The 890-nt window shown below is 51.1% G+C and carries 1 protein-coding gene; it reads right to left on the bottom strand.

The window, feature by feature from the left end:
- A partial coding sequence (locus L5L98_RS22245) for an IS4 family transposase (protein ID WP_263143579.1) occupies positions 1-890 on the bottom strand: 890 nt, incomplete at both ends.

Genomic DNA, 890 nt, shown 5'->3' with positions numbered 1-890 from the left:
ACAATTCCGCTTCGTTTGCTGTCATTCCAGCCCGCGAGTTTTCCTAATCTTAGATAAGCCCAATGCACACTGGGGACTTGTTCGGGCGGTTGGCTTTTTTCCGTCTTTAGCCATAACAACTTCCAGGCCAATGGGCTTAACAGGCTATCGCAAGGCCGTTTTTTCGCTTGTTCAGCTTGGCCTGCGTAACAACGCAGTTGCTGGATACGTGTGGCGATAAATGCCAGAATCACAATCATCCGCTCCAGATTATCTTTGCTTTGCAGCCGTAAGTCTTCCACCTGCGTACCGCCCGTTTTCCAGGATTTATGGAAGTCTTCAATCAGCCAGCGGCGCTCGTAGTAATCAAGAATTTGTTGCGCTTGCTCTGCTGTTGTGACTACCTCAGTCGTCAGCAGGTGCCAACAGAGGCCATCTGCGCTGTCTTTCTCCTGACAACCCACATAAAACAGCGGCACWGACTGGCCCGTTTTATTCGCCGGAACCTTCACGGTAATGGGCGCAAAGCGGATATCACAGTGCGCAACTCTGGCTTTGCGACCGCCTTTTTGTTGCACCTGTACCATCCGCTCACCGGCACTTTGCAGCGTCTCACTAAACGCATAGAGTTTGTGCTGGTCTTCTTCAATACAGCGGCTTTGCATCGAGCGCACAATAAACCGTTGTTGTGTGTCGGTTTTAAAGCGCAGGTATTCGATGATATCGGCTTCACGGTCACAAACCGAAATCACCTTCTGCATCTGTGGTCCCAAGCGAGTCGCCATCGCTGCTGAAGCCCGTTGCCATTTGTAACTTTCTTTCTGTTCATAATCACGTTTGGCACGTTGTTTTTTCTGGCCATAGGCTTCGCGGTCGCGTGCCCAGCGATGCTGCTCAATCAGTCCAACGAC

The sequence above is a fragment of the Shewanella sp. SM23 genome, from assembly GCF_025654295.1.
Classification (GTDB): Bacteria; Pseudomonadota; Gammaproteobacteria; order Enterobacterales; family Shewanellaceae; genus Shewanella; species Shewanella oncorhynchi.
This window is presented reverse-complemented; position numbering and strand designations above follow the sequence as displayed.